Origin of the sequence: Collinsella sp. zg1085, assembly GCF_018889955.1 — a bacterium.
Taxonomy (GTDB): Bacteria; Actinomycetota; Coriobacteriia; order Coriobacteriales; family Coriobacteriaceae; genus Collinsella.
Genome location: NZ_CP076545.1, coordinates 1,279,868 through 1,304,433, shown reverse-complemented (window position 1 = coordinate 1,304,433; position 24,566 = coordinate 1,279,868). Strand labels below are relative to the sequence as shown.

At 48.9% G+C, this 24,566-nt stretch carries 28 protein-coding genes; 22 read left to right on the top strand and 6 right to left on the bottom strand.

What is annotated here, in order from left to right:
- Positions 1 to 141: 141 nt before the first annotated feature.
- Together KPC83_RS05545 and tyrS are read left to right on the top strand one after the other, a co-directional pair.
- Positions 142 to 2,313 carry a peptidase U32 family protein gene (locus KPC83_RS05545; protein ID WP_216278270.1) on the top strand — a complete coding sequence of 724 codons (2,172 nt, stop codon included), beginning with the start codon at positions 142 to 144 and terminating at the stop codon, positions 2,311 to 2,313.
- Between the two features lie 266 nt (positions 2,314 to 2,579).
- Positions 2,580 to 3,794: a tyrosine--tRNA ligase gene (gene tyrS / locus KPC83_RS05540; protein WP_216278269.1), complete on the top strand. Its 1,215-nt coding sequence runs from the start codon at positions 2,580 to 2,582 to the stop codon at positions 3,792 to 3,794.
- A gap of 130 nt (positions 3,795 to 3,924) precedes the next feature.
- On the opposite strand, the gene KPC83_RS05535 is transcribed toward tyrS, so the two are convergent.
- Positions 3,925 to 5,751 carry an adenine deaminase gene (locus KPC83_RS05535; protein WP_216278268.1) on the bottom strand — a complete coding sequence of 609 codons (1,827 nt, stop codon included), beginning with the start codon at positions 5,749 to 5,751 and terminating at the stop codon, positions 3,925 to 3,927.
- 120 nt (positions 5,752 to 5,871) lie between these two features.
- Between KPC83_RS05535 and KPC83_RS05530 the strand changes: the two genes are divergently transcribed.
- On the top strand, positions 5,872 to 6,666 hold the full coding sequence (locus KPC83_RS05530) for an HAD family hydrolase (RefSeq protein WP_216278267.1): 795 nt from the start codon (positions 5,872 to 5,874) through the stop codon (positions 6,664 to 6,666).
- A 407-nt stretch (positions 6,667 to 7,073) separates the two neighbouring features.
- Here KPC83_RS05530 and KPC83_RS05525 read toward each other — a convergent pair whose 3' ends face one another.
- The 3 genes from KPC83_RS05525 to KPC83_RS05515 all read right to left on the bottom strand — a co-directional run bounded on the left by KPC83_RS05525 (position 7,074) and on the right by KPC83_RS05515 (position 9,530).
- The gene (locus tag KPC83_RS05525; protein WP_216278266.1) at positions 7,074 to 7,631 is read right to left on the bottom strand and encodes a hypothetical protein; all 558 of its coding nucleotides are present in this window, start codon (positions 7,629 to 7,631) and stop codon (positions 7,074 to 7,076) included.
- Between the two features lie 820 nt (positions 7,632 to 8,451).
- Positions 8,452 to 8,865 carry a hypothetical protein gene (locus KPC83_RS05520; protein WP_216278265.1) on the bottom strand — a complete coding sequence of 138 codons (414 nt, stop codon included), beginning with the start codon at positions 8,863 to 8,865 and terminating at the stop codon, positions 8,452 to 8,454.
- 179 nt (positions 8,866 to 9,044) lie between these two features.
- Positions 9,045 to 9,530 carry a hypothetical protein gene (locus KPC83_RS05515; RefSeq protein ID WP_216278264.1) on the bottom strand — a complete coding sequence of 162 codons (486 nt, stop codon included), beginning with the start codon at positions 9,528 to 9,530 and terminating at the stop codon, positions 9,045 to 9,047.
- Positions 9,531 to 9,752: 222 nt separating this feature from the next.
- On the opposite strand from KPC83_RS05515, the gene KPC83_RS05510 reads away from it, so the two are divergent.
- Complete coding sequence (locus KPC83_RS05510; RefSeq protein WP_216278263.1) at positions 9,753 to 10,379, top strand: histidine phosphatase family protein; 627 nt, start codon at positions 9,753 to 9,755, stop codon at positions 10,377 to 10,379.
- 26 nt (positions 10,380 to 10,405) lie between these two features.
- Here the strand turns inward: KPC83_RS05510 and KPC83_RS05505 are convergent, their stop codons facing one another.
- Positions 10,406 to 11,278, bottom strand: a complete 873-nt coding sequence (locus KPC83_RS05505) for a MurR/RpiR family transcriptional regulator (RefSeq protein ID WP_216278262.1) — start codon at positions 11,276 to 11,278, stop codon at positions 10,406 to 10,408.
- 186 nt (positions 11,279 to 11,464) lie between these two features.
- Here KPC83_RS05505 and KPC83_RS05500 point away from each other — a divergent pair, with 186 nt between their 5' ends.
- The 17 genes from KPC83_RS05500 (at position 11,465) to rplX (ending at position 21,232) form a co-directional block, all read left to right on the top strand.
- Complete coding sequence (locus KPC83_RS05500) at positions 11,465 to 12,493, top strand: Gfo/Idh/MocA family protein (RefSeq protein ID WP_216278261.1); 1,029 nt, start codon at positions 11,465 to 11,467, stop codon at positions 12,491 to 12,493.
- Between the two features lie 35 nt (positions 12,494 to 12,528).
- A complete protein-coding gene (locus tag KPC83_RS05495) occupies positions 12,529 to 13,005 on the top strand; it encodes a PTS sugar transporter subunit IIB (protein WP_216278260.1) in 477 nt (158 codons plus the stop codon).
- A gap of 52 nt (positions 13,006 to 13,057) precedes the next feature.
- Complete coding sequence (locus KPC83_RS05490) at positions 13,058 to 13,822, top strand: PTS sugar transporter subunit IIC (protein ID WP_216278259.1); 765 nt, start codon at positions 13,058 to 13,060, stop codon at positions 13,820 to 13,822.
- A gap of 5 nt (positions 13,823 to 13,827) precedes the next feature.
- Positions 13,828 to 14,727 (top strand): PTS system mannose/fructose/sorbose family transporter subunit IID, encoded by a 900-nt coding sequence (locus KPC83_RS05485; RefSeq protein ID WP_216278258.1) that lies wholly within the window; start codon positions 13,828 to 13,830, stop codon positions 14,725 to 14,727.
- 165 nt (positions 14,728 to 14,892) lie between these two features.
- A complete protein-coding gene (locus KPC83_RS05480; RefSeq protein ID WP_216278257.1) occupies positions 14,893 to 15,285 on the top strand; it encodes a PTS sugar transporter subunit IIA in 393 nt (130 codons plus the stop codon).
- Positions 15,286 to 15,564: 279 nt separating this feature from the next.
- The gene (gene rplC / locus KPC83_RS05475; RefSeq protein WP_216278256.1) at positions 15,565 to 16,185 is read left to right on the top strand and encodes a 50S ribosomal protein L3; all 621 of its coding nucleotides are present in this window, start codon (positions 15,565 to 15,567) and stop codon (positions 16,183 to 16,185) included.
- A gap of 20 nt (positions 16,186 to 16,205) precedes the next feature.
- Complete coding sequence (gene rplD / locus KPC83_RS05470) at positions 16,206 to 16,832, top strand: 50S ribosomal protein L4 (RefSeq protein WP_216278255.1); 627 nt, start codon at positions 16,206 to 16,208, stop codon at positions 16,830 to 16,832.
- On the top strand, positions 16,832 to 17,119 hold the full coding sequence (gene rplW / locus KPC83_RS05465; RefSeq protein WP_216278254.1) for a 50S ribosomal protein L23: 288 nt from the start codon (positions 16,832 to 16,834) through the stop codon (positions 17,117 to 17,119). The genes rplD and rplW overlap by 1 nt, the downstream gene beginning before the upstream one ends.
- A 152-nt stretch (positions 17,120 to 17,271) precedes the next feature.
- Complete coding sequence (gene rplB, locus KPC83_RS05460) at positions 17,272 to 18,105, top strand: 50S ribosomal protein L2 (protein WP_216278253.1); 834 nt, start codon at positions 17,272 to 17,274, stop codon at positions 18,103 to 18,105.
- Positions 18,106 to 18,130: 25 nt separating this feature from the next.
- A complete protein-coding gene (gene rpsS / locus KPC83_RS05455) occupies positions 18,131 to 18,391 on the top strand; it encodes a 30S ribosomal protein S19 (RefSeq protein ID WP_006235035.1) in 261 nt (86 codons plus the stop codon).
- Between the two features lie 14 nt (positions 18,392 to 18,405).
- Positions 18,406 to 18,777, top strand: coding sequence for a 50S ribosomal protein L22 (gene rplV, locus KPC83_RS05450; protein ID WP_216278252.1), 372 nt, complete (start codon positions 18,406 to 18,408; stop codon positions 18,775 to 18,777).
- Positions 18,778 to 18,784: 7 nt separating this feature from the next.
- Entirely contained in the window at positions 18,785 to 19,495 is a 711-nt protein-coding gene (gene rpsC, locus KPC83_RS05445) for a 30S ribosomal protein S3 (protein WP_216278251.1), read from the top strand.
- Positions 19,495 to 19,926 (top strand): 50S ribosomal protein L16, encoded by a 432-nt coding sequence (gene rplP / locus KPC83_RS05440; RefSeq protein WP_216278250.1) that lies wholly within the window; start codon positions 19,495 to 19,497, stop codon positions 19,924 to 19,926. Before rpsC ends, rplP begins: the two co-directional genes overlap by 1 nt.
- A complete protein-coding gene (gene rpmC, locus KPC83_RS05435; RefSeq protein WP_216278249.1) occupies positions 19,926 to 20,141 on the top strand; it encodes a 50S ribosomal protein L29 in 216 nt (71 codons plus the stop codon). The genes rplP and rpmC overlap by 1 nt, the downstream gene beginning before the upstream one ends.
- Before the next feature lie 18 nt (positions 20,142 to 20,159).
- Entirely contained in the window at positions 20,160 to 20,426 is a 267-nt protein-coding gene (gene rpsQ / locus KPC83_RS05430; RefSeq protein WP_216278248.1) for a 30S ribosomal protein S17, read from the top strand.
- Between the two features lie 109 nt (positions 20,427 to 20,535).
- Positions 20,536 to 20,904: a 50S ribosomal protein L14 gene (rplN, locus tag KPC83_RS05425; RefSeq protein ID WP_085830618.1), complete on the top strand. Its 369-nt coding sequence runs from the start codon at positions 20,536 to 20,538 to the stop codon at positions 20,902 to 20,904.
- A 16-nt stretch (positions 20,905 to 20,920) separates the two neighbouring features.
- Positions 20,921 to 21,232 carry a 50S ribosomal protein L24 gene (rplX, locus tag KPC83_RS05420; RefSeq protein ID WP_216278247.1) on the top strand — a complete coding sequence of 104 codons (312 nt, stop codon included), beginning with the start codon at positions 20,921 to 20,923 and terminating at the stop codon, positions 21,230 to 21,232.
- Positions 21,233 to 21,779: 547 nt separating this feature from the next.
- On the opposite strand, the gene KPC83_RS05415 is transcribed toward rplX, so the two are convergent.
- Complete coding sequence (locus tag KPC83_RS05415) at positions 21,780 to 22,772, bottom strand: 2-keto-3-deoxygluconate permease (protein WP_216278246.1); 993 nt, start codon at positions 22,770 to 22,772, stop codon at positions 21,780 to 21,782.
- A gap of 313 nt (positions 22,773 to 23,085) precedes the next feature.
- Between KPC83_RS05415 and KPC83_RS05410 the strand changes: the two genes are divergently transcribed.
- On the top strand, positions 23,086 to 24,399 hold the full coding sequence (locus tag KPC83_RS05410; protein ID WP_216278245.1) for an MFS transporter: 1,314 nt from the start codon (positions 23,086 to 23,088) through the stop codon (positions 24,397 to 24,399).
- Positions 24,400 to 24,566 lie beyond the last annotated feature (167 nt).

The window sequence follows — 24,566 nt, the reverse complement described above, 5'->3', positions numbered from 1 at the left end:
ATGGTAAAACTTTACCGCATCTGTTGGTCAGAAGGCTCTGTATTCGTCGAGCATCGGCAAAGAAACACGGGCAGCTCCCGTCCCTTTGCGGCATAATGCCTCATGGGTTTACAGTAGATAGCACTAGATAGAGGGGGCCACGTGCATGTTCCAGAGCTTTTAGCACCAGCGGGCTCGCCTGAAGCGTGTTTAGCGGCTATTGCAGCTGGTGCTGATGCGGTATATCTGGGTCTGCATGCATTCAATGCGCGTGCAGGGTCGGTGGGCTTTAGCCTTAATGAGTTGCGCCAAGCGGTGCATGTTGCGCATGAGCACGGGGTTCGAGTATATGTGGCACTCAATGTGTTGGTATACGATAATGAGCTCGATGAAGCATTTCAACTTGGGCGTAGCGCCATACATGCGGGTGCAGATGCTTTAATTGTGGCTGATATAGGGCTTGCTCAGCGTTTTTCTCAACAGCTTCCTGAGGCTGAGATACATATATCAACACAAGCTGGCGTGCAGTCAGCCGAAGCAGTTAAGTTAGCTCAATCAATGTTTGGTGCTACGCGCATAACCTGCGCCCGTGAGCTTTCGGTTGAAGAAATTACGGCGCTTTGTGCAGCAGGAGTTGAGATTGAGTGTTTTGTGCACGGAGCCATTTGCATTTGTTACTCAGGAGCTTGTAGTTTTTCGGCCTTGCGGCGCGGACGGCATGCTAATCGGGGTGATTGTACGCAGCCTTGTCGCCAAGATTATGCGCTGGTCAATGAAGCCAATGAGTTGCTTGCGGGTCGCGTTGAACTCGTTGATGCTCAGGCGCCGCGTCACTCACGTAGCTTAGGTGCAAAACTTATATGCCCGCGTGATTATTTAGGCATTCGTCAGGTGGCGGCGTTGGCAGCGGCAGGTGTTGGCGCGCTTAAAATTGAGGGGCGCATGAAGCATGCCGACTATGTTTATAACGTTGTGCGCAGCTACCGAGCACTTCTTGACCGCTATGCAGCTGGTATAGAGCTTGATGAAGCCTTTCTTGCTCAAACAGAAATGCAGCTGGCGCGCTCCTTTAACCGAGGATTCACAAGTGTATATCCACGTGGTGTGCGTGCTCGCTCTGAGCTTATGAGCCGTGCGCGAGCTTGCAATCAGGGTGCCTGTGTTGGTGAGGTTAGAGACACGGGGCATGAGTGGGTACGCATTGCATTTGAGGAGCCTGTTCAAGCAGGTGATACCTTAGAAATTCGTACCACGCCGGGCGAGGATGCACCAAGTGATGTGCCAACGCGTTGGCCTATGATTGTCACTCCGGTAGATGTAGCTGCACATACGCTAGTCAAACTGCGTTGTAAGCGCCGAGTTGAGCCGGGTAGCAAGGTGCATCTTACGCGTGATACCGCCCTCATTGCTGAGGCAGAGGCGGCGGTGGCGAGTCTTCACGCGGCGTGGAATGCCGCTGGGCTCTTGGGTGAGCAGACAGCCGAGCATGAGTCTCAGTGTATGGAGAGTGCTGAGCAATCATGTGCATGTTGCGGCGCATTTCAGAGGCGTGTCATAGAGGAGATACGGGTTGAGACGGGGCGGAGCTGCGTAGAGCTGGCTGTACCGTCAAGTGCGTTGTGTGATGCGCGTGCCCACTCAACAGTGAGCACTGGCCTAGATGCCGTACGCCTGTGCCATGCTCCCGAAGAGATTGATGAGGAGAGTTCCTTTGCGCAGCAGTTTGTTTATGCGTGGCAGCTCCGTGATGAGCTTGAGCGTTGGGAGCCCTATCTTTCGCAGGTAAGTGTTGTGCTTGATGAACTGTTTCGCCCCCAAGACCTGTCGGAGCTTGAGATGCTTTTGGAGCGCGCTGGGGCTTTTGTTGCGCGCAACTTGGGACAGATTGAAGTGCTTGCTCAGGCTGGCAAACCATTTGAAGTCATGGCTCCAGTGTCTGTGTGGAATCGTGCAAGCGCGGTCGCCTTGGCAGCACGTGGTGCTACACGTCTATGGCTTCCTGAAGAGCTTGATGCCCCTGCCATGTTGCGTTGTTTGCCGCAGCTATCATCGGTGTTGCCGGTGGGTATTGTTGCTGCTGGCACATTTGAGCTTATGGTTATGGAGCACTGTGTGCTGACGGCAGAGGGACCCTGCGATGCTCAGTGCGCGAGCTGTGAGCGCCGACACACGCAGCGTGCTTTGCTTGCTACCAATGGTGCACGTTTACCACTTCTGGTTGATAATCATGGTCGCACGCGCATCTTTAACAGCGAGAGTCGCTTCTGGACATATCACCTAGCTGAGTTTCAGGCACGTGGCTTATCGGCATATTTGCAGATGGGAAGCATATAAATACGCGATTTTCTGTTGAGTGTTGTGCAACAGCATTGGTATAGGTGCAGTGCTGTTCGCTTACGTATAGCACGATAGCTCCTGCTATATTTACCATGTGGCGCAGAATAGCTAGGCACAAAAGCATTCCTGCGTGGATTGCCTGTGGCTCTCTCATGGTTTTGCCAGACAAGTAAGGTACTTTCTACTATCCTTAAACGGTTTCTATGTTTTTAGCACCGCCCCAAGAGCATGGGGGCGCGGGCGCTACTCATCAAGGAGGAGAAATGCTATCCGTTGACGAGCAAATGCGCATTATTTCGTCAGGCGCAGCCCAGATTGTGCCCGAGGCAGGTCTTAGAGCCAAGCTTGAGCGGGGTCTTCCCCTAAATATTAAGTTAGGCGTTGATCCAACCTCGCCTGATTTGCACCTAGGACATGCTGTTCCCCTGCGTAAAATGCGCCAGTTTCAAGATTTGGGTCATACGGTGACGCTCATTATTGGTAACGGTACAGCGATGATTGGTGACCCGTCAGGCAAAAATAGCACGCGCCCGCAGCTGAGCCAAGAAGAGGTTGAGGCAAATGCTCAAACCTACGTAGCACAAGCGATGAAAATTTTGGATCCAGAGCGTACTACCATTGTGCACAACGGTGACTGGATTTTGTCGCTTGATCTTAAGGCTTTGCTATCCGTAGCCAGTAAATTTACTGTTGCACGCATTCTTGAGCGCGATGATTTTACAAAGCGCTATCAGAGTCAAACCCCTATTGCTTTGCATGAGTTTTTGTATCCGGTTATGCAGGCATACGACTCTGTGCAAATTAAGGCCGATGTTGAAATGGGTGGCACTGACCAGCTCTTTAACCTGTTAGCTGGCCGCGAGCTTATGGAAAAGCTTGATATGGAGCCCCAAGTTGCCCTGACGATGCCGCTTTTAGAGGGTACCGACGGTGTTCGCAAGATGAGCAAATCGTATGGTAACTATATTGGTCTTACTGATGAGCCAGCTGAGATGTTCGGCAAAACGATGTCGATTCCCGATGAGATGATTGGTAAGTATTACCGCTTAGCAAGCTCAAAAACTCCCGATGAAGTTGATGCTATAGAGGCAGCGCTCGCGGCAGGAGAGGCTGACCCCTACCAGCTAAAACGTGCACTTGGTCGAGACCTTTGCGATACCTATCACGGTAGTGGTGCTGGCGCGGCTGCTGAAGCTGCATTTGATAGGGTATTTCGCGAGAACCAGCTGCCTGATGATATTGAAACGGTTGCGCTTGATGTAACTCCCAACGATGATGGCATGGTTTATTTTGCCGGTCTTTTGAAGGATGCTGGTCTGGCTGCTTCTGCTGGTGAGGCGCGTCGTTTGATTGATGGTGGCGGCGTAAAGCTTAATGGCGAGGCAGTGGAGCCGCAGAGCTATCAGCTTGATGCGGCGCGTCTGACATCGGGTACGGTGGTGCAGGTGGGTAAGCGTAAGTTTGTACGGCTTGCATAAGTTGCATCTTGCATGAGTCTTGTGTGAGGTATGAGCTGAATTTAGCTTGTTGCTGCGTGGCACGTGACACGTGACACGTAGCACGTAGCACGTGGCGCGTAGCAAAGCAACTCAACGCCTTGCGGCAGCGTTACACAAAGCTAAATGTAGCAACATCAAACATACCTTCAGGGCGTATTCTCAGCGTTGGAATAACAGGAAGTGGCAAGAAAATCATGCTCATGATAGGGTCGAGCGGAGCCTGAATGCCCAGCCTGCGACCCTCTTTCAAAAAGTGTTCGTGTGCCGCAGCAAGCTCTTCTGCCGATGCATCGGACATGAGGCCGCCAAGTGGCAAATCGATACGAGCAGCTATGGTGCCATTTCTTACAATGACAAATCCGCCCTGCTCAATTGCTTGGACAGCTTGTAGCATATTATCGGGGTTGTCGCCCACTACACAAATGTTGTGAGAATCATGACCAATACTTGAGGCGATTGCCCCACCTGTGACAGCGAGCCCGCGCACCCATCCACGTCCAATATGTTTTCCTATGAGTCCCATACCTGCTGCATCTGCGCCATCTGAACCCGTGGCTTGTGCGTGCAAGCCACGTCCGTGACGCTCAATAAGCATGATGCGCCTCAGCTCGTTATTGTTTGTTGGGTACACGGTTTGAGTAACTGCTTGTCCAGGGATAACATCAATCACCGCTTCTCCAGCGTGGAAGCTATAGTCAAAGAGTTCGCGCGATAGCTGAGGGAGCACTACACTATGGCGGAGCTTCTGTTCAAGCTTGTTGAGCTCAGCGGTTGCGGGCGCTATGGAACCAACAAAGGTACCTTCTTGTGCTACGAGTGTACCGGCAGCATAGACGCGCGCCGGAGGCTCTTGGAAGCGCAGGTCGTCAACAAGAAGTATATCGGCAACATGACCTGGAGCAATGGCTCCGCGACGCTCACTTGGTTTTGTTACAGCAGGTCCATGTTCAAGGCAGAAGGCCTCAGCTGCACTGAGACTTGCCATTTGAATTGCAACCAGGGGGTCAATACCAGCTTCGATAGCAACTCGCACGGCATTATCAATCATGCCAAACGTTAAGGCATCAGATGGCGCACGGTCATCAGTTGCAAAGCAGCAGCGGCGCGCTCGGGCGGGGTTTTCGAGGAGCAAGGGCGCAAGATGGGCAAGGTCATGGCTGCAGGTACCTTCGCGCAAAAGGATATACATACCGCGTGAGAGCTTATCAAGCGCTTCTGCGGGTTGTGTCGATTCGTGATCGGCAATGATGCCAGTAGTGGTGTAGGCGTTAAGATCGCGTGCATAGACAAGAGGCGCATGTCCATCAACAAGACCCGAGACCGTGCATGCCGCCGACTCAATGCGTGCGAGTGTTTCGGGGTCTCCGCTAAAAACACCTGGCAGGTTCATCATTTCGCCTAGGCCAAATATTTCTCCTGGATATGTTGCAAAAAAGGTTTTCATATCTTCAGCAGAAATTACAGCTCCGGCCTGTTCATCGGGGAGCGCTGGTACACATGAGGGCATCATAAATTTGAATGTGATAGGTGCGCGTTTTCCGTCTTCAATCATAAAACGCAAGCCGTCAAGTCCGCAGACATTAGCGATTTCATGCGAATCGGCAAGCGCGGTTGTGGTGCCTCGGGTGAGTGCCATGCGTGCATATTCAGAAGGGCGAATATTTGAGCTTTCAACGTGTAGGTGTGCATCGATAAAACCTGGCAGCAAATAGCGACCACCGCAATCGATAATCTCACGAGCATCATAGCCCGCCGCTGCATCACAGGCGCGGTCTCCAAAGAGCACGCCCACAATGACACCTTCGTGCACTGCAACTTGTCCAGGAACAATGCGCTGTCCGTAGACATCAACAACGCGCGCATTAACAAAGAGGGTATCAGGCAAGATGCGCCCTTCAGCGGCATCAATAAGCGAGCTGAGTTGTGAAGACGACATAAAACCCTCTTTCACGTTAGTGGTCGAATAACTCAATACTAGCGGCAAGTTTGTTCTGCGGATAGTAAAAGCGTACGGGAAGGGTAAGCTAGATAGAAAAGTAACAAAGAAAGGGTCAATATGATTCGTTTGGTTGCAACTGATATGGACGGAACACTGCTCAATGAGAAGAGTGAGGTGCCTGCGGAGACCTATGACATTATTCGGGCGTTGCGTGAGAAGGGGATACATGTTGCTGCGGCTTCGGGTCGGCGGTTTGATAAATTGTGCGAGTTTTTTGCGCCGGTTAAGGACCAGATGGACTTTGTAGCTTCAAACGGTGCACAGGTTTATGCCGATGGGGTACTCATTGATCGTGAGGTATATTCGCACTTGGCTGTTCGTCGCCTTGCAAAGACGGTAGCTATGTTTCCCAATATGCACCTTGCCTTGTTTGATAGGACAAAATCATTTTTGCTGGATGACGAAGATATTTTTATTCGCGAACTTGATAAGGATTTGCCCAATGCAGAGCGAATCTATGACCTGCCAAGTCCTGAGGTTAATATCTTGAAGGCAACGGTTTTTTGCGATGACGGAAATGTCATGGATAATGCTTATGTTTTGCAGCGTGAACTGGGTTCTTTGTTTACCTTTGCGCCGTCGGGTAACTCCTACATTGACTGTATCCAGACGGGTGTGTCTAAGGCATCGGGCATTCAGCAGCTCATGGATTATCACGGTTTGCATACTGATGAAGTTATGGCCTTTGGTGATTCCATGAACGACTATGAGATGATTCGTTTGGTGGGCACAGGCTGCGCTATGGCAAACGGCCGACCAGCGTTAAAGGCTGTTGCAGATAAGGTTATTGGATTTAATCATGAGCAGGCGGTTCAGGAGGAGTTGAAAAAGCTGCTTGATGTTAGAAAATAAGGGCGTGGGTTTGTCTTCTGGTTTGTAGCTTACTGGTTTTCTATTTGCAGACGCATGAGGCGGCATACCTTTTAACGTCATCTGACCTGTACGAATGAATTGCAAGCGTATGGGGTGGCATAGTCTTTTCACGGGAACTGCGCTACGCGAAAGTTCCCTTAGAAAAGCTATGCCACCCTCATGCTGTGGCTCAACTATTCTTAGTTCACAGGTCACTTTGCTCTCACTTTGCAGACAGCTTTTCACCGCATCTCAACGAGACGAATGATTGCATTCTCCGAATGTGCTGCGCAGAATTCTCCGAACGCAATACCTTGTTCCGACCATAAAGAAGTAGGCGCACCAAAAGCGCGCCTACGCGAATAGGGTTTAGACTGGCTATGAGAGGGCTCTGATTAGAAGATTGCTTATTCAGTCTTTGAAGCAGTGGCACGTGTTAGCTCAAGGTACTGACCATCACCAACCGTGCAGAAATCATTATTTTCAAAGTTATTATTATTTACGATTCTATCGAGGGTGTCGGTAGCATTAACATTGTTCAGCACTGCGTAATAGCCCATATTGCTTTTTTCTGCATTTACCTGATATGAACCAGCTGGGAAATCAAAGCCAGCCTTATAAACACCGTCGCCTTTGAGTTCAGTGCTTGGTTCTGCTTCTGCTGCTGCAACGGCATGAGCACTCCTGATTTCTAGGAGCTGCCCATCTGAGACAACAACATAAGTACAGGTAGTAAAGTTACCATTCATAAGAATGTCATCAAGGTCATTTTTCTCAAGGCTCTCATATACGCAAAAGTATCCATTACTTTCACTAAAGAGCTTATATTCACCTGCGGGAATATCTTGACCAACTCGATATGATCCAGAAGAGTATTGCTTAACCTGCGTTTCTTGTTCTGCCTGTTGTTGGGGCAATTCTTGTTTCTCGGCTTCGATTTTAGGCTCTTCTCTTGCCTCAATCACCTCTGTCTTAGGTTTCGAGCTGCATCCCGATAAAATACCAAGGCAGAAAACGAGCATAAGTATAAGAAAGAGGGGGGGGGGGCGTTTCCAAGTACATTGAGCGGTTGCCATAAATAGTCCTTTCTAAACTAATTGGAAATTGAAAGTACCGTAATATAGCAACACATTTTCGTCAATAATCTTTCTATAAATGGTTGTGAAAAGCAGTTGAATGACAGAGAAGGCATTGGAGCAGAACTCTTAGTCGTAATTTCATTGCGGAAGGTTCGAAAGGTAGCTGTTCCGTGGGCATCCAGTTCAAGATTGACAAGCTATAAAGTACGCATGTTCTAACATCGGATTTGTGCTATCTTTTCATTTTTTGAACTATCCAGATGGTGGTAAATCTACAGGTAAATGGGTTGCTTGAGTTGCTGTTATGAGCGCTAATTTTCAAACTTCGCACAAGTCGCATTTTGATACATGCTGCAACTTTCTCTTCGAGCCTTTACAATAATATTGTGCATAAAATGGACTTTTTTAAGGCGAAAATGAATCAGATGTCAGTGTGCTTTATCCAAGTTATTTCAATCATAAAGAAGTAGGCTATCTCTGTACATCATGAAATGTGTCCTGCCTGATATAGAGCGACTCTTTGTAAATACCTTTTAATCGTGTATAAACGGTATAAAGGTGAAATTGCACGTAGGTAGAAGTGCAGTACAGCTCCTACCTTAGCGGCGCTCCAAGGGAGTTGAACCAAGAAAAGTAAGCGATGCAGCTGTTATACTGCATCGCTCGTTCATCTGCGTCAACCTAAATCCCTCAGCATACGGAAAGCTTACTCTCCCTGTTTATTTTCAACAACAAACATAGGATTGCGCGTTATCTTGTCAAGCGCGAGCGTTTTACCGTGAATGGTGACATAGATGAGTCCTGATGTACCATCAGGCATGGCGTAGCTCAGACGAGCATTTCCAACTTCATTTCGATCTCTGTCATAGAGGAGATAGAAATTGGGGTCATCAGTCTTTTGATAAGCCCCTGTAATCATTGAATCAGCGTTGCGAAATTGCCACTTAGTTGTTTGCTCAAGTACGGCAAACGTATTCATCTGAGTGTCTCGATAAATTCCGTTAAAGATATAGCCGTCTCTTGCACCTTTTAGAATAAGGTTTTCTCGGTGCTGTACGGTTAAATACAGTATCGAGATAATTGTTAGGGCGATTGCTAAGAATACGGTGCTTTTTCTCATTGACTTAATCATTTTACTTTGTAGCTCGCTGCATCTAAATCCCAAAATTCACTCGTTGCATTCTTCCGGTAGACTTTAGTTTCCCCGTTATATGTTTCATAAACAATGTACGGCTGTACTGCATGAGTAACTTTTGTACGTACTCTATAGAAACCATCACCTGGGATATTAAGTGAATATTATGTCACATGACTAGCAGTATGCGCGAATGGAATTGATACTGAGACTCCTCCTAGATTGCCAGGCAATGAAACTGATACGCTAATTGATCCCCCTCCGGAGGTAAAAAAGAAAACGCTACCGCCACCTTGTAGTCTTACACCTCCTGGTGGTTGTCCAGCAGTATCCTTCCAGCCACTCGTTTTATATACAGTTTTACCATATTCTGTAAAGTATTTCGGGCGCCCAGCTGGGTACAGTTGATCAACTAATTTGTTTTCAGCCTCTTGGATTATTTGCATAGCTTCAATTTCAGCTTTACTACGTAAAAAGCTTTCAAGTTTATTTTTGCCTAAGGGATTTCGGAAATTTGCAGCTATTCGGGTTCTTTGAGAACTGAATAATTCATCTCCGAATGCAACAGGGGGGACAAATAAGCTAGCTCCCAGTGCAACTGATTGAAGTAGAACGCGACGGGACATATTGATGTCTTGATGGCCTAACATAATCGCTCCCTTCAGCGAAAACCCTGATTAACTAAACTACTCCTTCCTTAATCGAGTCTGATAGAACCAATTTATGTAAACCGTGCAACTTTCCATCTGCTTAAACTATATCCAGATAAATGACGCATTGACAGTTAAACATTTCATATAGGTTAATTCATTTAATATACATATTTGTATCGCCTGCTAGAATGTAAAGGGTTTTGGATGGAGGATAGATATATGCCGCAGCTCTATCTGATGCGTCATGGAGAAACAGAGTTTAACCTCAAGGGAATTGTGCAAGGTCACTGTGATTCACCGTTAACTCTTAAAGGTGTTGAACAGGCAAAACAAGCAGCTCGGTTCTTCCAAAATAATAATTTTGCTCTGTCGAGGTTTGTCTCTTCACCTCTGGGGCGTGCACAGTCAACGATGCGCATCATGTTACATGAGCTTGGCTACCACCAGCAGTCGTGTGAGATATATGACGAGCTTATTGAACGTTCATACGGCATATTTGACGGAAAAAATCGCGCTGAAATCCCAGTAGATATATGGCGAAGCCGCAATGCGCTAACCCCCTTTGGGGGAGAAAGCGATAGTGCGGTACAAGCACGTATGACGCGAGCACTGACCCGCCTTATGCATGAACCAAGGAGTGAGTCAGTGCTTGCACTCTCACATGGTTCTGCGACGGTGCAATTTAAGAATGCGTGGGAAGATTATGCGAGATGCAAACAAGATGTATGGATTGGGAACTGCTTTATTTTGGTTTATGAGTTTGACTGCACTACAGACATATTTACCAATACAGCAATCATTGACCCAATGGTCGCTTTTACTAGGCGCGTAACCAAAAGCACTTAAGAATAGTTTTTTAATAATTCATGCAGCTAACGTGCGTAATGTCCAAGCTCGACAAAAGCTCGTTTGGAGCGCATAACTCCTTCACGTGTTTCATCTAAGTGCCGCAGTGCAAGTGAGGTAAACAAGACATCCACTAGAAGCATTTGCATGATAAGTCCTGTTTGGCTCGCTAAACGTAGTCCACTTTCAACACATGAAGTTAGAAGCAAACAAGTTGCTTTTTCTGCGGTACCGCCAACGCCTCGCTGTGAAACCACGATAACCTCGCAACCACGAGCACGAGCTATATCAACAAGCTGTTCGTTCTCGATAGAGCGCCCAAGCACCGTAAAGCAAATCAGTACATCCTCGGCCTGAATATTCATCATGGATTCAAGTTGTAGATGGATGTCTTCAAAATAAACGGTTGAAATTCCCAGTCGCATGAGTTTAATCATAAGTGCATGCGCTACTGTACTGGTAGCACCGACACCAGCAATATATATCTTATTTCCTGCTACGCAGGCAGCATCAATAACATCAACTGCGTGTTCAAGCTGCTCGTAATCAAGACTTTCACCGGTACTTTCAAGCGAGGCAATCGTGTAGGAAGTCAGTTTTTTAGCGACATCAATCGGTGAATCACCTGGTTGAATATCAGCGACATCAATTTCTGCTTGGGCTCGGATGGCATTTGATGCAGACAGGGCAATCTTAAAATCTCGGTATCCGTGTGTACCCATGCTGCGGGAGAAGCGTACAATCGTTGCCTCACTAACGCCGCAGACCTGAGCTAAATCACGTGTTGACATATCAAGCACATCTTTGCGGTGCTGCAACACATACGTAGCAATTGATGCATAGGCGCCTGATAGCGTAGGGAGCGAACTCTCAAGAATTGAGACCATATTTTGTGTCATATACCGCCTCTTTCAGCTGACTCAACTAAGTGCATGATTACACAAATATACCGTTTACCCCTTCAAATATACCGTTCACGGAAAATTATATTTCAGTTATTCCATTTTTAGTGAAATAAAACTACATTATGAACCAGAGAATGAAATTTAATTTCATTCTAGGCATATTCCATGAAAGGAGACTTCGTGTTTGAGAAACTACGTGTAGCGGTTGTCGGAGCGGGAATTTACGGACGCAATCACTTAAATGGTTTTGCGTGCTATCCCTATGCTGAGCTAGTTGCCGTTTGTGATCTATCAGCAGCTGTACGCCAACAGGTTGAGAGTGAGTTTGGCGTTAGAACCTATGAAAATCTTGACGAACTTTTGCAAACTGAGCAAATTGATGCAGTTGCTGTTGCAACACCGGATCCTTTTCATAAAGATCCGGTGCTAACCGCCATTCGTTATCACAAACATGTATTGGTAGAAAAGCCACTCGCTACAACATCGAGTGACGCGCGTGAGATTATTGCTGCTGCTGAAGAAGCTCATGTGCGCGTTATGGTTGATTATCACAAACGGTGGGACCCTGCTTCTATTGCTGTAATGAACAAGTTGGCTGATCCAACTTCGGGTGTACCCTTGCGGGGTTATATGCGTATGGATGACATTATTGATGTCCCAACAATTTGGCTTGCTTGGGCAGATAAGTCAAGTCCGGTTCATTTCTTAGGTACGCATTGTTATGACCTTATTCGCTGGTATATGGGATGTGAGGTAACCGAGGTTTATGCGCGTGGGCACAAAGGTGTACTGAAAGATATGGGCATTGATACTTATGATTCGGTAACTGCCATGCTGATGTTTGAGAATGGTTGCACGTGGACGGTAGAAAACTCTTGGATAGTTCCTAATGGCTTTGCCAAAGCAGATGATTCATGTACGCATATCATGTGTGAGCATGCGCTTATTCGTGTAGATTCACAGCGGCGGGGTGTAGAGTTTTTTGACAATGACAAAGGCTATACGCCTAATATCTGTTTCATGCAAAACAATAATGGGCGCTTGGTGGGCTTTGGTATAGATCCCATGCAAGACTTCGTGGACTGCATTCGTACAGGAAAACCCTTTATCGCTGGTTTGAAAGATGGCCTTCATGCTGAGCTTATTGCTGAAGCGGTTACCCAAAGTGCTGACACTCAGCAGCTAATAACACTGAATTATGACGCATAACAGCAATGTATTGATTACAACAGAAGGAGTTTGTTGTGGCACAGATTGAAATGGCGCGTGTTGATTATCGTTTAGTGCATGGGCAGATTATTGCAAAGTGGATTAAGTTTTATCCAGTTGATCGCCTAATACTTGTTGATGAAGCGCTTCTTAATGATGACTTTATGGCAGATATTTATCGCGCCGCAGCAGGAGATGCAGCCGTGGATATTACCGATGTCAAGGGGATACAGGCGGCATTGGATGCACATAACGATAAGATTATGCTGATTTTTAAGGATGTTGCAAGCGCTGTGGGGGCGTATGAGGCGGGTGTACCGCTTACAGAGCTTAATGTCGGTGCTGTACCGGGAGCGCCACATCGTAAGACAGTCATTCAGGGTATAGCGCTTTCTCGTGAAGAATATAACCAACTCGATGTTCTGAGAGCTAACGGTGTCAATGTCTTTTTGCAGCCTATTCCAGAGGCATCGGCATCCTCACTTGCATCGATTAAATCAAAACTTACATAGAGAGATATATGCAGATAGAAATCCCTTCTGCAACAAGGAGAAAGGCAGGACTATGGAAGGTCTACAGCTCATGGTTATGGCACTTGCAATGGGAGTGTTGTATTGGCTGGCTCGCGGCATGATTGGAGGTTATTTTGCTCTCTTTTTCTTTGCCAGTCCTATTTTTATTGGCGTGGTTGCGGGTGCCATTTTTGGGGATGTGACGCAAGGTCTTATAGTGGGTGGTGGCATTGCGGCTGTTTTTGCGGGCATTATTGCACCGGGTGGAAACTTGCCTACAGACTCAGCACTTGCAGCAACAACCGTTATTCCTATTGCATTAGCGACAGGACTTTCAACGGAGCAGGCAATTGCCTTTGCGGTGCCTATGGGTTTGCTTGGAGCTTTGCTGACTAATTTGCGTCGTTTGGTAAATGTTGTGTTTGTACATCGCGCTGATGCAGCAGCCGAACGTGGAGACACAGCTGCACTTGCCCGCTGCGCTCTTATCTATCCACCACTCATTGAACTGCCGCTGCTCTTCTTGCCGGTTTTTTTGGTTGTAATGTTTGGTCAAGATGCCATGCTCGCTTTTATGAATGGTGTTCCTGCTTGGGTGATGAAGGGACTGTCGGTTGCTGGTGGTGTAATGCCTGCTATTGGCTTTGCGCTCATTATGAATATGATTGGAAAACCCCAGATGCTTCCTTATACCATTTTGGGATTTATCCTAGTGGAATGCCTGTCACTCAACAATATTACTGCTGGTTTAGTTGCTGGTTGCGTTGCGGTACTGGTGGTATTAGCAAAGCGCGAATCAGCTCAGAAGGAGGCATAACTATCATGGTGGAAGATGTGGCGTATGACAAGACTGTAGTATCTGATAAACAAGTGACATCTGAGGTTGTAACCACGGGAGCTGAGGCTTCGCGTGAGCGTATTACTCTGTCAAATCGGATTATCAATCGTGTAATTGCACGTTGGTATATTAACTGCGAGATTTCACTTAACTACGAGCGTATGCAATCGATTGCGTTTACTGATGCGTTGATGCCTGCACTCAAGAAGCTGTATCCTGAACGTGAGCCGTTGCGCGAAGCTATGAAACGTCATATGGAACTTTTTAACACCAATGCTACTGCTGGCGGACTTATTTTGGGCACTGTGCTTGCTATGGAAGAGGAGAAAGCAAATAACCCTGATGCAATTCCGGGTGAGTCCATTATTGCGGTAAAGACTGGTTTAATGGGTCCGTGTGCTGCCTTTGGTGATTCGTTTAGTGCGGGTACCATTACAACACTGTTTATCTTGGCAGCTTGCGCGCTTGCGCAACAGGGTAATTATATGGGTCTTTTAGTTCTCTTTTTAGGAGCGATGGTTACCCTTGGAGAGCTCATCTTTACAACAAAGCTGACCTATAAACAAGGACGCTCGGCAATCAAGGGGATTCTTTCATCAAAGCTTATGTCTGAGCTTGTTGAAGGCGCCAATATTCTTGGAATGTCAATGATGGGTGCCTTAACAGCATCAATGGTTGCTCTCTCGCTTGCTTTATCGGTAAGCGTAGGGGAGTCCTTTATGGTGATTCAAGACCAGCTTAATACTTTGATGCCAGGACTTTTACAGCTTGCTATCCTGTTTGTATATTACCTGCTCATTCATAAGAAGCATGCAAGTATCGTGAAACTTGTGCTTGGAACACTTATAGCATCATTGTTGTTTGCAGCGTTAGGTGTTGTTTAGGCATAAAACAGCAGTAGACGCACCTGAGACAAAGCGAAGGACGCGGTGTGGATACTTCTGCACCGCGTTCGCGTGAGCTATAAGCTCATTTGTTAAGTAAGCAGTATGAGTATTCAACGTATACACCTATACCATTTTAATCGATAGCGTTCAGAAAGAGAGCCTATGAAAGGTATTGTTATTGCAAGTCATGGAATGCTGGCGGAAGGCATGCTTCATGCCGTAAAGATGTTTTCTGATGACCCCGAATATATTCTTGCATGTGGCCTTATGCCTGAAGAAGATTTAGTGGGCTATACCGCAAAGCTTGAGGCTGCAGCCGCCAAGGTTAATACAGGAGAAGGCGTCGTTATATTTTGCGACTTACTCTATGGAAGCCCCTGTAATTGTGCCGCACTTTTACAAAAGCGTGGGATAGTAGCAGGTGGTCTTGATGTAGTGGCAGGAGTTAATCTTGCAATGCTCCTTGAGTTTGTCAGCATGCGCTCTTCTGGTATAGCGCTTGCAGATATTCTAAAAGCAGGTCACGCTGGCATACAAGATTATGCAGAGCTCTAGTTAGATATTGAGCCGAGCTGTCATTCGATTTGCAACTTCCTTGACAACCTGCAAAAAAGCTATGTGCTAAAACTATGGATACGCCCGTGCGCGTGTATACTAACAAAGCTGTGCCCATTCTCGGGAGGGTTCTGCCTGCATATTTTGGCTGTTCGCGGGTTGCAAAGTCAAAAATCAGGCGTCTTTCAGATGCAGGCACACTGTCAGTAGTGGTCCGCTGGGGGCAAGCGCAAGGGGTGCTTGCAGAGTCCCAAGACCACCGAGGGTTAGGATCATTTAATGATCAACATGATTCTCGGCCGTAAGATTGGCATGACGCAGGTATGGGACGACAACGATAACGTCGTACCCGTAACGGTCATTCAAGCCGGCCCCTGTGCTGTCTCGCAGGTTAAAACTGAGGCAACTGACGGCTATAACGCTGTTCAGATTGGTTTTGGTGGCATCAAGGCTAAAAACGTGGGCAAGCCCATGACTGGTCACTTTGCCAAGGCAGGTGTTACGCCTGTTCGTTATCTGCGTGAGGTTCGCGTAGATAGTGCTGACGAGCACAAAGTAGGCGACGAAGTTACCGTTGCAGACTTTGAGAACGTCGCCAAGGTTGATGTCATCGGTACCTCAAAGGGTAAGGGTTTCCAGGGTCGCATTAAGCGCTGGGGTCAGCGTCGCGGTCCGATGACTCACGGTTCTCACTTTAAGCGTCACCCAGGTTCAATTGGCCAGTGCGCCTATCCCGCTCGCGTTCTCAAAGGCGTGAAGATGGCAGGTCACATGGGCAATGAGCGCGTGACCGTAAAGAACCTTTCCGTTGTCCGCATCGATGCCGAGCAGAACCTCATTCTTGTCAAGGGCGCAGTCCCTGGTGCCAAGAATGGCCTGGTCGCTATCCGCATGGCCTAAGGGCAAAGGAGAAACGTCACATGTCAAAGTTTGAAGTAAAGAACGCTCAAGGTGCAAAGGCCTCCGAGGTCGAGCTCGTCGAGGGTGTTTACGGCATTGAGCCCAACATCCACGTGATGCACCATATTGTCAAGCTCCAGCAGGCTAGCTGGCGCCAAGGCACGCAATCTGCCAAGACCCGTTCTGAGGTCTCCGGCGGTGGCAAGAAGCCATGGCGTCAAAAGGGCACTGGTCGTGCTCGCCAAGGTTCCACACGTTCACCCCAGTGGCGCCACGGTGGCGTGGTCTTTGCACCAAAGCCTCGCAGCTATGCTAAGCGCATGAACAACAAAGAGGTTAAGCTCGCTATGCGTTCCGCCTTGTCCGCCAAGGTTCGCGACAACGAGCTCGTGCTGGTAGACGATTACGGCTTTGAGAAGCCATCCACAAAGGCTGCTGTTGCTATGCTTCGTGCACTTGGCCTTGAGGGCAAGCGTCTGACCATTGTCGTACGTGAGGACGACATCAACGCATTCCTCTCCTTCCGCAATATTCCCAAGACGTTCATCATCACGCCCAACGAGGTCAACACCTATGACATCGTCAACAATGGTGCGCTTCTGATGCCTGCAGACGTCGCAACTCACTTTGGGGAGGTGCTCGCATAATGGACGCACATAACGTCATCATTCGTCCTATCGTCTCCGAGCGTTCGTACTCCTCTATGGAAGAGAACAAGTACACGTTTGAGGTTGCAAAAGACGCAAACAAGTTCCAGATTAAAGATGCTATCGAGGAGCTTTTCAGCGTTAAGGTTGTTCGCGTGAACACCCTGCGTGTTAAGCCAAAGACAAAGCGTGTTCGCTATGTTGCTGGTAAGACTCGTAGCTGGAAGAAGGCTGTTGTCACCCTTGCTGAGGGTGACTCCATTGAGATTTTTGGTGCACAGGCTTAAGGTTTGTGCATTGAAGTAACGTGTCCGAGCCTATGCTCGGACCGGGGTCTCGGGTCTCATATATGGAGCCGCCCGGTACCGTGGTAATCCGGTGTTATCACACCCGCATCCCAGCTTGTGATGGCTAACGGATAGATTTGAAGGGATAGGTAATGGCTGTAAAGCACCTTAAGCCGACCAGCGCAGGCAGGCGCTGGCAGACAATCTCGGATTTTGCTGAGATTACCTGCACTAAGCCCGAGAAGAGTCTTCTCGAGCCACTGCCTAAGAAGGCTGGCCGTAATAACTACGGTCGCATCACGGTTCGCCATCAGGGTGGCGGCGTGAAGCGCCAGTATCGTCGTATTGACTTCAAGCGCAACAAAGACGGTGTGCCCGCCCGCGTTGCCACTATCGAGTACGATCCTAACCGCTCTGCTCGTATTGCGCTGCTTCACTATGCAGATGGTGAAAAGCGCTACATTCTGGCACCTCGTGGCCTGAATGTCGATGACACGGTCATTTCAGGTGCCGGCGCTGACATTAAGCCCGGCAACGCTATGCCCCTGTCAGAGATTCCTGTGGGTACTTTTATCCACGCTATTGAGTTCCAGCCGGGCAAGGGCGCTGCAATTGCTCGTTCTGCTGGTACTGCTTGCCAGCTTATGGGTAAGGAAGGCAAATATGCCATTCTGCGTATGCCCAGCTCTGAGATGCGTCGCGTGCTTATCACCTGCCGTGCAACGGTTGGTGAGGTAGGTAATGCGGAGCATTCCAACATCGTGATTGGTAAAGCTGGCCGTAAGCGTAAGCTTAACGTTCGTCCTACGGTTCGCGGTACCGTTATGAATCCGGTTGACCACCCTCACGGTGGTGGTGAGGGCAAGAACCACACCTCCGGTCGTCCATCGGTAACGCCTTGGGGTAAGCCCACCAAGGGTTATCGCACCCGTAAGAAGAAGAAGGTTTCAAACGCCCTCATTATTCGTCGTCGTAAGACCAAGTAACGATACGAGATAGGAGTTAGCACCAATGAGCAGAAGTCTCAAAAAGGGCCCGTTCGTCGAGACGCGTCTCCTCTCGCGTATCACCGCGATGAACGAGGCAGGTAAGAAGGACGTCGTTAAGACCTGGTCACGCGCCAGCACCATCTTTCCTGAGATGGTCGGTCACACGATTGCTGTCCACGACGGCCGCAAGCACGTGCCCGTGTATGTCACCGAGTCCATGGTTGGTCACAAGCTGGGCGAGTTTGCACCAACTCGTACGTTCCGTGGCCACAAGGCCAAGTAGGGGGTTTTTCGTAAATGGCAACTCAGTCAACCGATACCCAGAGCCGCGAGGTACGCGCTACTGCTAAGTATGTGCGCGTTTCCCCCGGTAAGGCTCGCCTGGTCGTGGATCTCGTCCGCGGCAAAAATGTGGCAGCCGCATTTGATATCCTTCACTTCTCAGATCGCAGCGTTGCGGTTGATGTTGAGAAGGTACTGCGTTCTGCCGTGGCAAACGCAGAAAACAACAATGGCCTGAACGCAAACGACCTTGTTGTCAAGGCCGCTTATGTCGATGAAGGTCCGACGCTCAAGCGTATCCGTCCTCGTGCAAAGGGTTCTGCATCCCGCATTCTCAAGCGCACGAGCCACATCACTATTGTCGTCGCTCCCCGGAAGGAGGCGTAAGTAACGTATGGGTCAGAAAGTCTATCCTACTGGCTTCCGCCTTGGCATTACTGAGAACTGGCGCTCCCGCTGGTTTGCTGAGAAGGACTATGCCAAGACTATCGGCAACGACCTCAAGGTTCGCGCCTTCCTGAAGAAGCGTCTTGCCCGCGCAGCTGTTTCGCGTGTTGAGATTGAGCGTGCAGGCGACAAGGTTAAGGTTATTATCCTAACTGCGCGCCCAGGCATTGTTATTGGCAAGAAGGGTGCAGAGATTGATCAGCTGCGCTCTGAGCTTGAGCGTGTTGTAGGCGTTAACAAGGGCGAGCTCTCTGTTGACGTAATCGAAATCAAGCGTCCTGAGCTTGACGCTGAGCTGGTAGCTCAGTCCATTTCTGAGCAGCTTGAGGGTCGCGTGGCATTCCGTCGCGCTATGCGCAAAGCTGTGCAATCTGCCCGTAAGGCTGGCGCAAAGGGTATTCGTATCCAGTGCTCTGGTCGTTTGGGTGGTGCCGAGATGGGTCGTCGTGAGTGGTATCGTGAGGGTCGTGTTCCTCTGCATACCCTGCGCGCAAAGATTGATTATGGCACTTCAACCGCGCACACCACTATGGGTGCTATCGGCGTGAAGGTCTGGATTTATCTTGGTGAGAAGCTGCCGGGTCAGCCTATGCCTAATCCGGCACTTGAGGGACCAAGTCGTCCCCGCCGTCGCAATAATGAGAGGAGGGGTCAGTAGTGCTTGCTCCTAAGCGTGTACTTCACCGTAAGGTGCAGCGTGGCTCCATGAAGGGCACTGCCAAGGGTCACACCGAGCTCCATTTTGGTGACTATGGCATTCAGGCGCTTGAGCGTCACTGGATTACCAATCGCCAGATTGAGGCTGCTCGTATTGCGATGACACGTTATATGAAGCGTGGCGGTCGCGTATTCATTACCATCTTCCCGGATAAGCCCATTACCAAAAAGCCTGCCGAGACGCGCATGGGTTCTGGTAAGGGTAACCCCGAAGAGTGGGTAGCCGTTGTTAAGCCCGGTCGCGTTATGTTTGAGATTTCCGGTGTGAGTGAGGCTATTGCGCGCGAGGCTTTGCGTCTTGCTCAGCACAAGCTGCCCATTAAGACCAAAATTGTGACCCGCACCGCTCAGCAGAACGGGGAGGATAAGTAATGAAGCCCGCAGAGATTCGTGAGCTCTCAGACGAGGCCCTGAGCCAGAAGCTCAAAGAGGGTCGTGCCGAGCTCTTTAACCTTCGTTTTCAGATGGCTACCAGCCAGCTTGATAACACCGCTCGTGTTCAAGCCGTGAAAAAGGACATCGCACGTGTCCTCACGGAGCAGCGTGCCCGCCAGATTGCAGCGGAGAAGTCCGCTGCGACCGAGTAGAACAGTCAGGAGTGAATTATGGCTGAAGCAACTGAGCGCAACGCGCGCAAAGTCCGCCAGGGTGTCGTTGTCTCTCTTTCCGGCGATAAGACCATCGTGGTTAAAATCGCAGAGCGCAAGCGTCATCCCAAGTATGGCAAGATGGTGAACAGCAGCAAGAAACTGCACGTTCACGACGAGGAGAACACCGCCGGTCTTGGCGATACCGTCAAGGTCATGGAGTGCCGTCCTCTGTCTGCTACCAAGCGTTGGCGCCTGACGAGCATCGTCGAGCGTGCTAAGTAAGCTTACAGAGAACTGTACACTCCGGTGACGTGCGCGTGTTCGCGTTTGTTGTGTACAAACACCACGAGCGTGCACCTCTCATTCGGTTATCTAGTTCGGAGGAACTACCATGATACAAATGCAAACCATGCTCAATGTCGCCGACAACTCCGGCGCACGCAAGGTTCGCTGCATCAAGGTGCTTGGCGGCTCCAAGCGTCGTTATGCGGGAATCGGCGATGTAATTATCGCAGCAGTGCAGGAGGCTACACCGGGCGCTAACGTCAAGAAGAAAGACGTTGTTCGCTGTGTTGTCGTGCGTACCGTTAAGGAAGTTCGTCGTCGCGATGGTTCCTACATTCGCTTTGACGATAACGCTGCCGTTGTTATTAACAACGACGGTGCTCCTGTTGGTACTCGTATCTTCGGGCCTGTTGCTCGTGAGCTGCGTGACAAGAAGTATATGAAGATCGTCTCGCTTGCACCCGAGACCCTCTAAGTAAGGGAGAGACCACATGTCTATGTCCATCAAGAAGGGCGACAAGGTCGAGGTGCTCTCCGGTAAGGATCGCGGCAAACAGGGTACTGTTTTGCGTGCGTTGCCTGCGGAGGGTAAGGTTGTCGTCGAGGGTGTGGCCGTCGTTAAGAAGGCCGTAAAGCCCAATCAGCAAAACCAGCAGGGTGGCATTGTTTCTCAGGAAGCAGCCATCGATGCATCTAATGTCAATCTGGTGTGCCCTGAGTGCAATAAGCGCACGCGTGTGGGTCACGAGAAGGACGGTAAGAACAAACTGCGCGTCTGCAAGAAGTGCGGTCACAAGTTCTAAAGTCTTGGTACTCGCCACATAGGCCGGCGAGCACATAGGTTTTGGCATATGAGAACCCTCGGGTCTCGCCTGATAGCATGTTGTTGCAATGTTGCACAGCATCAATAGGTGAGTATCCGAGGGTTCTTGTTGTTTATAGACAGCTGGTATTTGGTACAGTTGGTTGAGCTGTATTTGGGTGTCACGTGCGCAGTAAGGCAAGTTACAAGTACTAAGTGCGGCCATGAAGAAGCGCATGAATCAAGAGTATGTCAAGACAGAATTGCTTGAACCAGGCGTGTATCAAGACTGCGTCATGCCTTATATCAAAAGCGTGTCAAGAGTTTGCCAAGAAGTAGCAGACCTGCACTGCAAAAAGATTGCTAAAAACTGTTACTGTTGCCTTATTCAGAACATGCTAAAAAAGCAGCATGTATAAGAAACGTGCCTTATCCCGATTGGTTGTGGGATAAGGCACGAATATGAGCATCTGTTTATTGTTTGAGATGGTTAGCTGCTATTGCTGTATCTTTCGCAAAAAGAGAATGCACATGCTGGATACCTGCAGCTATAAGCTTTGAGCTACCTCGGTAGTATCTTTGCAAAAACGCTTGTCATACCAGCCTGTTAAAATTGGTGCTATAACTGCAGTAACAATTACGGCTGTTGCAATTTGAGCTGCAGCAATAGGGGCAATTGCGGCATACGCAGGTGATACTTCAACAAGCGCTACAGGCGTGGTCATTGCGGTACCTGCAACTGTTGAGCTTGCAACAGCAGCTCGCCCGCGCCCACCTAAGAGGCGTTCAAATACACAGGTGATAGTTCCTACTACAAAAAATGCAATAAGACCAAGTAAAATACCGGAAATACCACCCGAAATAAAGTTTGTAAGACTCATGCCGCAGCCAAGCTGAAAGCCTACAACAGCGATTGCGGGATTTGCACCCAGTGTTAACAGTTGACGAATGAAGGGGAAGATGTTTCCTAATACAATGCCAATAACGAGCGGCAAGATTGAACCCACGATAGTACCCAGCGGAATTGATGCAACCCCTGCTACTCCAAGGATAATCATCGTGACTGCAGGACCTGCGGTGAAGAAAAGCACACCAACAGCACCGCGCTCAGCTTCGTCCCCGTATTCGCCCATGATGCCGGTGTAGAGTGCCATATTGCAAAATGAAATAGCAGAAATAATGGCGACCGAGGATAGACCAAGGAAGTTATCGTTGAAGACATGCGCAACAACAAGTCCGAGAGCGGTAGCAACTACAAGCTTAGGGATAAGAATTACAACACCTGTTTTGATGGCAGCAGGGGTTGCCTTAAATGAGATGCCGGCGCCAACAAAAAGCAAAATTGCCGCCACAATGGTATTAGCACCCCCGCGAGCTGCTGCGGTAAAAAAGCCGCCAATCTCAAGAAGCTGCGGACAAAAGGTGTTAATAAGAAGGCCTGCAATCATCGGGTAAATCATGATGTCACCGGGTAAACGTGGAATCTTGAACTGCGTCCGTGGGGATGCATGTTCCGGTGTGCTTACGGCTGCTTCTGCCATATCTCCTCCTTGTGCCGTAGTGGTCTAACTGCGTGCCGAGCGATAAATCTTACTCACCGCACAGCTCGCTACCACCTGCAAAGCACAAAAGCCCTTCGCTGTGCGCAGGCGGCTTCGTACTCAGCAGATGAAGTTCCGTAATGCTAGCAGACGTGCTTGCGGGCGTGTTCAAATTTGCGAGAAATACCTGCTATGTGTCTATTTGATTTCGAGGGTGCAATTTAGACGTATATTGCTTGTAGCTAAATTCTTGTATGCTTGGTTGCACGATATTCTGCTGGCTTTTATTTGATTGCAAGGAGAGGAGAGCCCTATGACCAAACATGAACAAACTGATAACAAGCAGGATGTAGACGAACAGCTTGTTACTGCGCATGCTATCACTGGTGAACCAGCTTCAGCCTCTCCATCTTGGCAGCGAATGTTCTACATTATCTCCGCCGGTCAGGCAATCTCGCTTATTGGCAGTTCAGCGGTGCAGTTTGCGCTCATGTGGCAGCTCACCATCGATACTGGCTCACCTGCTATGATGGGCTTGGCGGGGCTTGCGGGATATGTTCCGCAGGCTTTACTATCGCCGGTAGCTGGCATTGTGGCTGACCGCCTCAACCGTAAACTTGTTTGTATCGCCTCTGATTTGTCAGTTGGTATACTCGCCTTAGCGCTGGCGCTGATTATGATGGGAATTGGCACACCTGCTTGGGCAATTTTGCTCACGTTGGCTCTTCGTTCAGCACTCGGTGCTTTTCAGCCGCCAGCTATGCAGGCCATGATTCCTCAAATTGTTCCAAAAGCAGAACTTATTCGTGCTGGTGGAATAACACAGATGGTCAATCATGCAGCCTACCTTGTAGGTCCTGCCCTAGGCGCTGTTCTGTATGCGGCGATGCCTCTTAATATGTTACTCATAACTGACCTTGTGGGAGCTGTTGCAGCGTCTGTTTGTCTCTGGCCGGTTCCTGTGCCTAGTCTTGAGCAATTGCCTGTGCGCAGTGAAGGTCATGCACTTATACGTATGCTTAGCGAGATGCGTGAGGGTGTCGCGGTTTATACAGGAGATGCAAGTCTAGGTATCCTTATCATCTCAATCTTTAGTTTTGATTTGTTTTTTATGCCGCTTATGCCTATGTTTCCCTTGGTAACAGCGAGTTTCTTTAAGCTTGGTAGTTTTGAGGCAAGCATTGAAGAAGTTGTCTCCTCATTAGGAATGTTGCTTGCGGGTGGTGCTATGGCGCAACTTAAGCTTTCACATGAGTTTCGTTTTGCGCTCAGTTCACTGGGTGTTTGCGGTGTAGCTACCTTTGCATTGGGCATAGTGCCGCCGAATTACGTTGGCTGGTTGTTGTACGTGGCCATTTCGTTTGTACTCTGCGTCTTTTATCAAGGCTTTAATGTACCTATGACAGCATATATGCAGCGGGTTATTCCCTCTGAGAAGCTGGGCCGCGCATTTGCTTTGCGGCAGATGCTCAGTGTGGTGACTATGCCTCTGGGTCTTGTTATTGCATCGCCGGTAGCAGAGGGCGTGGGTATCATGAATTGGTTTGTAATTGCGGGCGTTGCCGTGATACTAAATGCCTTGTTGTCGTTTTTTGCCTATCGCCGATTTGTGCAAGCACAGGCGTAAAGGTTTAGCTGTATATGTAGCGTGGCTAAATTTGGGTTGTTGCGTAGGTTTGGGATACGGCTAAGCATTGGGTTGAAGAACACACTTTTATCCTATAGCCCTTGCTTAAACAAAATAGTCATTTCTTATGCGTTACTACCTTGCATGAAAATCAATTGAGCAATTTC